7 protein-coding genes are annotated in these 6,932 nt (G+C 57.3%); 2 read left to right on the top strand and 5 right to left on the bottom strand.

From position 1 onward, the window contains the following. The first annotated feature begins 273 nt into the window (after positions 1–273). Both purH and purD read left to right on the top strand, forming a co-directional pair. On the top strand, positions 274–1,863 hold the full coding sequence (purH, locus tag FKM52_RS20695) for a bifunctional phosphoribosylaminoimidazolecarboxamide formyltransferase/IMP cyclohydrolase (RefSeq protein ID WP_141178018.1): 1,590 nt from the start codon (positions 274–276) through the stop codon (positions 1,861–1,863). A gap of 18 nt (positions 1,864–1,881) precedes the next feature. Beyond that, positions 1,882–3,162 (top strand): phosphoribosylamine--glycine ligase, encoded by a 1,281-nt coding sequence (gene purD, locus FKM52_RS20690; protein ID WP_141178017.1) that lies wholly within the window; start codon positions 1,882–1,884, stop codon positions 3,160–3,162. Between the two features lie 115 nt (positions 3,163–3,277). Here the strand turns inward: purD and FKM52_RS20685 are convergent, their stop codons facing one another. The 5 genes from FKM52_RS20685 to hemE form a co-directional block, all read right to left on the bottom strand. Beyond that, complete coding sequence (locus tag FKM52_RS20685; protein WP_246085566.1) at positions 3,278–3,910, bottom strand: DUF1481 domain-containing protein; 633 nt, start codon at positions 3,908–3,910, stop codon at positions 3,278–3,280. Positions 3,911–4,007: 97 nt separating this feature from the next. Then, positions 4,008–4,280 (bottom strand): nucleoid-associated protein HU-alpha, encoded by a 273-nt coding sequence (hupA, locus tag FKM52_RS20680; RefSeq protein WP_141178015.1) that lies wholly within the window; start codon positions 4,278–4,280, stop codon positions 4,008–4,010. Positions 4,281–4,468: 188 nt separating this feature from the next. Continuing rightward, on the bottom strand, positions 4,469–5,059 hold the full coding sequence (locus tag FKM52_RS20675) for a YjaG family protein (RefSeq protein ID WP_141178014.1): 591 nt from the start codon (positions 5,057–5,059) through the stop codon (positions 4,469–4,471). A gap of 62 nt (positions 5,060–5,121) precedes the next feature. Further along, positions 5,122–5,787 (bottom strand): deoxyribonuclease V, encoded by a 666-nt coding sequence (gene nfi / locus FKM52_RS20670; RefSeq protein ID WP_141178013.1) that lies wholly within the window; start codon positions 5,785–5,787, stop codon positions 5,122–5,124. Positions 5,788–5,789: 2 nt separating this feature from the next. Beyond that, positions 5,790–6,857 carry a uroporphyrinogen decarboxylase gene (gene hemE / locus FKM52_RS20665; protein ID WP_181407961.1) on the bottom strand — a complete coding sequence of 356 codons (1,068 nt, stop codon included), beginning with the start codon at positions 6,855–6,857 and terminating at the stop codon, positions 5,790–5,792. Between the last annotated feature and the right edge of the window lie 75 nt (positions 6,858–6,932).

Here is a 6,932-nt window from a genome sequence, read left to right as displayed (position 1 = left end):
TCTCGCCGCGCTGCAACCGCTAAATTGCAATAAAATGACTGTTTGCTGCAATCCTCAGCAAAAGCCGGGTTTATACCCAGTTATCCACAGAATTACCCACATTGCGCCCGTGATTTAATTTAGACGAGCATCGCGCAAACGTTTTCGCTACAATGCCAGCCGACGTTAGCAATGCCCCTGCCGGGGCGTTACCTGAAGCTTACGGCTGAGTTTATCCTTAAGCTTGATGTAACGCTCTTTACTTGCGAACCAAAGCCAAGGGATAAAACCACCATGCAACAACGTCGCCCTGTACGCCGCGCTCTGCTCAGCGTGTCTGATAAAGCCGGTATCGTCGAATTCGCTCAGGCTCTTTCCAGCCGGGGCGTTGAGCTGCTCTCCACTGGCGGCACCGCTCGCCTGCTGGCGGACGCAGGACTGCCGGTAACAGAGGTTTCCGATTACACCGGTTTCCCGGAGATGATGGATGGCCGTGTTAAGACGCTGCATCCAAAAGTACACGGCGGCATTCTGGGACGTCGCGGCCAGGATGACGCCATCATGGCGGAGCACCATATTGCGCCAATCGATATGGTCGTCGTTAATCTTTATCCTTTTGCTCAGACCGTAGCGCGTGAAGGCTGCACGCTGGAAGACGCGGTAGAGAACATCGATATCGGCGGGCCGACCATGGTGCGCTCGGCGGCTAAGAACCATAAAGATGTCGCCATCGTGGTGAAAAGCAGCGACTACCAGGCAATCATTGCCGAGCTGGATGCCAATGAGAATGCGCTAACGCTGGAAACCCGTTTCGATCTGGCGATTAAGGCATTTGAACACACCGCCGCTTACGACAGCATGATTGCCAACTATTTCGGCAGCCTGGTGCCCGCCTATCATGGCGAAACAAAGGCGCCAGCCGGACGCTTCCCTCGCACCCTGAACCTGAACTTTATCAAAAAGCAGGATATGCGCTACGGTGAAAACAGCCACCAGCAGGCGGCATTCTATATAGAAGAGGAAGTCAAAGAGGCGTCCGTCGCCACCGCGCAGCAGCTGCAGGGCAAAGCGCTCTCCTATAACAATATTGCCGATACCGATGCCGCGCTGGAATGCGTTAAAGCCTTTAATGAACCCGCCTGCGTTATCGTAAAGCACGCTAACCCATGCGGCGTGGCGACAGGCGGCTCTCTGCTTGACGCTTACGATCGCGCTTATAAAACCGATCCTACCTCTGCTTTCGGCGGCATTATCGCCTTTAACCGTGAACTGGATGCAGCTACCGCAGAAGCGATTATCAGCCGTCAGTTTGTTGAAGTGATTATCGCCCCTTCCGCCAGCGAAGCGGCGTTAAAGGTAACGGCAGCGAAACAGAATGTGCGCGTACTGACCTGCGGCGTCTGGCAGCAGCGCGTTCCCGGTCTGGACTTTAAGCGCGTCAACGGCGGCCTGTTAGTGCAGGATCGCGATCTGGGAATGGTGGAAAGCCACCAGCTGCGCGTGGTCAGCAAGCGCCAGCCCACAGAGCAGGAACTGCGCGACGCGCTCTTCTGCTGGAAGGTGGCGAAGTTTGTGAAATCCAACGCCATTGTTTATGCGCGCGACAATATGACTATCGGCATCGGCGCAGGTCAGATGAGCCGCGTCTATTCCGCTAAAATCGCCGGGATTAAGGCGGGCGATGAGGGACTGGAAGTGAAAGGCTGCGCGATGGCGTCAGATGCCTTCTTCCCGTTCCGTGACGGTATCGATGCCGCCGCCGCCGTCGGCGTAAGCTGCGTTATCCAGCCCGGCGGTTCAATTCGCGATGAAGAAGTGATCGCCGCCGCTGACGAACACGGCATCGCCATGATCTTTACCGATATGCGTCATTTCCGCCATTAATCGCTTCCGGAGAAACAGATGAATATTCTAATTATCGGCAACGGCGGACGCGAACATGCGCTGGCCTGGAAAGCGGCTCAGTCTCCGCTGGCGGATCGCGTTTTCGTTGCGCCGGGCAATGCCGGCACCGCGCTGGAACCAGCGCTGCAAAACGTTGATATCGCCGCTACCGATATCCCGGCGCTGCTGGCCTTTGCCCAAAAAGAGAACATCGGCCTGACTATCGTCGGCCCGGAAGCGCCGCTGGTAAAAGGCGTGGTGGATGCGTTTCGCCAGGCAGGAATGAAAATTTTCGGCCCCACGAAAGCCGCCGCGCAGCTGGAAGGCTCCAAAGCCTTCACCAAGGATTTTCTGGCGCGTCATCAGATTCCGACGGCTGAATACCAGAATTTTACCGATGTAGAGCTGGCGCTGCAGTATGTACGCGCCAAAGGCGCGCCGATTGTGATTAAGGCGGATGGTCTGGCGGCGGGCAAAGGCGTTATCGTGGCGATGACGCTGGAAGAGGCGGAGGCCGCCGTGCGCGATATGCTGGCGGGTAACGCCTTCGGCGATGCCGGACACCGGATTGTGGTGGAAGAGTTTCTTGATGGCGAAGAGGCAAGCTTCATTGTGATGGTCGATGGCGAGCACGTGCTGCCGATGGCCACCAGCCAGGATCACAAACGCGTCGGCGATGGCGACAGCGGCCCGAATACCGGCGGCATGGGCGCTTACTCGCCGGCGCCGGTAGTAACGGCGGACATCCACCAGCGCGTAATGGATGAGGTGATCTGGCCTACGGTGCGCGGTATGGCGGCGGAAGGCAATATCTATACCGGTTTCCTGTACGCCGGGCTGATGATCGGCAAAGATGGCCAGCCAAAAGTGATTGAATTTAACTGCCGCTTCGGCGATCCGGAAACCCAGCCGATTATGCTGCGCCTGCAGTCAGATTTGGTTGAGCTTTGCCTGGCGGCGTGCGACGGTACGTTAGATAAACAGGACTCACGCTGGGACGATCGCCCGGCGCTGGGCGTGGTGCTGGCAGCGGGCGGCTATCCGGGCGACTACCGCACCGGCGACGTTATTCACGGTCTGCCGCTGGAAGCCTTACCGGATGGCAAAGTATTTCACGCCGGCACCCGGCTGGAAAACGATCGTGCGCTGACCAACGGCGGACGCGTCCTGTGCGTTACGGCATTAGGGAAAGATATTGCTGAAGCGCAACGTCGCGCCTATGAACTGGCGTCATCCATCTCGTGGGAAGGCAGCTTCTGCCGCCGTGATATCGGCTATCGCGCCATTAACCGCAAATAATCGGCCGGCGGCGCTGCTCCGTGCGGGCGGAGCCGCTGCAAGGCCGTAGGCGCAGGCGTGGCGATTAAGCGGTTCTGCTTCGTATGGGCGGAGCCGCTCTCTTCTCTGGCTGGCGTCAAAAATCCGCTTCCTGCGGCTCCCATGAACATTCATCCTCCGCCGATACCTGCAGCAGCTGGGTGCCCGCCGGCGCTTCCAGCCAGGCGACGCTCAGCGCCGCGCCCGCCGCATGGCGATACTGACGGATAAACTGCCACTCATGCTCATCCAGTGCAGGCTTTAACGGCTCGCCCTGACAGCTACGCAGGATTTCATCTCCCTGCCAGCGCCCCTGCTTTAACAGCACCCGCCCTGCCAGCAGCGCATCACTGATCCGCAGCATCCGCTGCGCCTCGAATTTATACAGCTCAACGTTTTGTTCGCTGACCGATTCGCGTCGTCCGGCAAGCTGCCGCTGCATAAAGCTCAGGCTGCCGTCGCGATCGAAACGCAGGGTAACCTCATCCGGCTGCGCGCCGCTAAGGTGACGTTCCATGCTGGCCAGGTTATCGTCCTGCCAGCTGTAACGCGTGAAAATGGACGCCCCGCCCTGAAACGGCGTGAATGCCGTCATCATCTGAACGTGATGCTGCTGGTTTTTACGCCAGATACGTACCGCGCCGCGATCGGCCAGATAGCCGCTGGCGGTGAAATCGGGCAGCGTCGGCTGCGAGCTGCATCCTGCCAGCAATAACGTCAGAAGTGCCATTAGCCGCTTCATGTTGCTCCGTTACGTTAACCGACGACACAAAAACAAAAGGGCGACAAATAGTTGCCGCCCTCGTTAAACCTTCACTGCAACGCGATTACTTAACAGCGTCTTTCAGTGCTTTACCAGAAACGAATGCCGGTACGTTTGCAGCAGCAATTTTGATTTCTTTGCCAGTCTGCGGGTTGCGGCCAGTGCGCTCAGCACGGTGGTTAACTTTAAAAGTACCAAAACCAACCAGTTGTACAGCATCACCATCTTTCAGAGACTCGGTAATTGCAGTCAGGGTGGATTCCAGCGCAGCTTTAGCCTGGGACTTGGAGAGATCCGCTTTCTCTGCAATTACATCAATCAGTTGAGTCTTGTTCATAAGTTATCCTTACAGTGTATTTATCGCTTGCTAAGCATCGAGTGCGAGGGAATAGCCAGATTCTGACACTCTTCAGCCTGCACGCACCGATAGCCACATTTTTCAGCCCCCCAAATGTAGACCAGACAGGGGGCGGATGTGAAGCCTTTAGGCGCGACAATTGAGGCGTGAAGTCACGTTTTCTCGCGTTATTGCTCTATTTTTATACCGATGTTACTTATCGCGGCTTCCCGCAGGTCAGAACGTAATCCTTTTATCAGTTCCAGGTCGCGCTCTTCACAGGCCGCCAGCAGGCGGAAAATCTCCCACTGGATGTCCCATTCTTCTTCAATCGCCGGTAAATTCCCCAGCTCCTCATCGCTCATTTCCCGTCCGGCCTGGGTCATTTCCAGCATCGCCACGGTGGTGATCGACGCTTTGCTGACCTCAATTGCATGCTCCAGCGTTTCCCCACTCAGACGTGAATGCAGTAGTTCGCTTAACGCGACGCAGGCATCGATCGCCGGATAAACGCCGTAGACGTCAAAATCGTCCGCCAGCGGGATCGCTTCTTCCAGCTTTTCCAGCTGCGAATCAAAATTGATTTTTGCCTCTTTTACCGTCAGGGATTCCCAGATGAGATCGAGAATGCGGCGGTAGCGCTGCGCGTCGGTAAAGCCGGTTTGCCGGCAAAACGCCCAATAGTTGGGATAGAGCCGCTCGCAAAGGCAGGCCATAAAGGTCACATGCTGCCAGCTTTCCAGCTTTTCGAGGCGCAAATGGATGGGGTTACGTAACATGACAGGGTCTCTTCAACATCATTCTGGCGGCAGTGTAACGCAAAAGATCTCTTCCGGCACGGCTAACCCTTCTGCCAGCGCAGAAAGGCGCTACGCTCCGACGCCACCGCATCCGCCCAGCGCGTCGGTTCCGGCAGGCGGTAGCCTGCCATGCAGTTCTGTACCCACTGCAGGGCGGTATCGATGCTGACGCGATGGCCAGTGGAAACAAACAGCGGATTGCAGCGTTTTTTGCTGCGCCAGACCCAGCCAATCTTCTCGCCTTTATCCATCAGCGGCTGCTGCGAACCCGGCTCATCGTCCAGCGGCTCGAAACGCCCGCACAGGCGACGCTTCGCCACGCCGATAGTCGGCACATCCACCAGCATACCAAAATGGCTGGCGACGCCGAGCCGCCGCGGGTGGGAAATCCCGTGGCCATCGACAAACAGCAGATCGGGTTTCCGCTCCAGCAGCTCCCAGGCCGCCAGCAGCGCCGGATATTCGCGAAAGGAAAGAAAACCAGGAATGTAAGGCATGATGGTGGCGATGCGCGCCACCTTATATTCGATCAGCTTTAGCGAAGGATATTCCAGAATCACCATGGCGGCGCGGGTAACGTCGCCGCCCTGCTCAAATCCGACATCCGCGCCGCCAATCAGGCGCGGCGGCATCACATCGAAATCATCATGGCGCACCACTTCCGCAGCGCGCTGTAGCTGTTCGGCTCGTAATGCCTGTATATCCATCTCTACTCCTTGTGATAAGGACCTGACAGCCGATGCACCGCTTCGACAAAGGCGCCTGCGTGTTCAGGCGGCACATCCTGATGAATGCCATGTCCTAAATTAAATACGTGTCCGCTGCCCTGGCCGAAACCAGCCAGAATGCTTGCCACTTCCTGCTCAATACGCGCAGGCGATGCATACAGCATAGACGGATCCATATTGCCCTGCAGGGCAACTTTATCTCCTACGCGACGACGCGCATCGGCAATATCGGTGGTCCAGTCAAGGCCCAGCGCATCGCAGCCGGTCGCCGCCATCGCCTCCAGCCACTGGCCGCCGCCCTTGGTAAACAGCGTCACCGGCACGCGGCGCCCATCATTTTCCCGCAGCAGTCCATCAACGATTTTATGCATGTAGTGCAGCGAAAACTGGAGATAGTCACGCCCGGTCAGTACGCCGCCCCAGGTATCGAAAATCATCACCGACTGGGCGCCGGCACGAATTTGCGCGTTAAGATACAGCGTAACGCTGTCAGCCAGCTTATCCAGCATGGCATGCAGCGTTTCCGGCTCGGCATACATCATTTTTTTAATTTTGGTGAAAGCCTTGCTGCTGCCGCCTTCCACCATATAGGTGCCAAGCGTCCACGGGCTGCCGGAAAAGCCGATCAGCGGCACCGCGCCCCGCAGGTTGTTACGGATGGTGCGCACCGCGTTCATTACATAGCCCAGCTCCTGTTCGGGATCGGGGATCGGCAGCTTCTCAACGTCGGCGCGACAGCTAATCGGGGAGGCGAAGCGCGGGCCTTCTCCGGCCTCGAACCACAGCCCCAGCCCCATTGCGTCGGGAATAGTTAAAATATCAGAGAAGAGGATGGCCGCATCCAGCGGATAACGACGCAGCGGCTGCAGCGTGACTTCACAGGCCAGCTCGGCGTTTTTGCACAGCGACATAAAATCGCCCGCCTGCGCGCGCGTGGCTTTATATTCCGGCAGATAGCGTCCGGCCTGACGCATCATCCATACCGGCGTAATATCTACCGGCTGGCGCAGCAGGGCTCGCAGGTAACGATCGTTTTTCAATTCGCTTATCATAAGGCTCTCTCAAATACAGGCGCCTGGTGGCAACCGTTATGGCCGACAGTTAAACAAGTTTGCTGCCCTGTC

This window comes from Mixta tenebrionis (genome assembly GCF_006517625.1).
Classification (GTDB): Bacteria; Pseudomonadota; Gammaproteobacteria; order Enterobacterales; family Enterobacteriaceae; genus Mixta; species Mixta tenebrionis.
This window is presented reverse-complemented; position numbering and strand designations above follow the sequence as displayed.

Coding starts and splice junctions, on each gene's coding strand:
- purD (WP_141178017.1), top strand. CDS start 1,882: ATGAATATTCTAATTATCGGCAACGGCGGACGCGAACATGCGCTGGCC.
- FKM52_RS20685 (WP_246085566.1), bottom strand. CDS start 3,910: ATGGCACTTCTGACGTTATTGCTGGCAGGATGCAGCTCGCAGCCGACG.
- nfi (WP_141178013.1), bottom strand. CDS start 5,787: ATGGATATACAGGCATTACGAGCCGAACAGCTACAGCGCGCTGCGGAA.
- purH (WP_141178018.1), top strand. CDS start 274: ATGCAACAACGTCGCCCTGTACGCCGCGCTCTGCTCAGCGTGTCTGAT.
- hupA (WP_141178015.1), bottom strand. CDS start 4,280: ATGAACAAGACTCAACTGATTGATGTAATTGCAGAGAAAGCGGATCTC.
- FKM52_RS20675 (WP_141178014.1), bottom strand. CDS start 5,059: ATGTTACGTAACCCCATCCATTTGCGCCTCGAAAAGCTGGAAAGCTGG.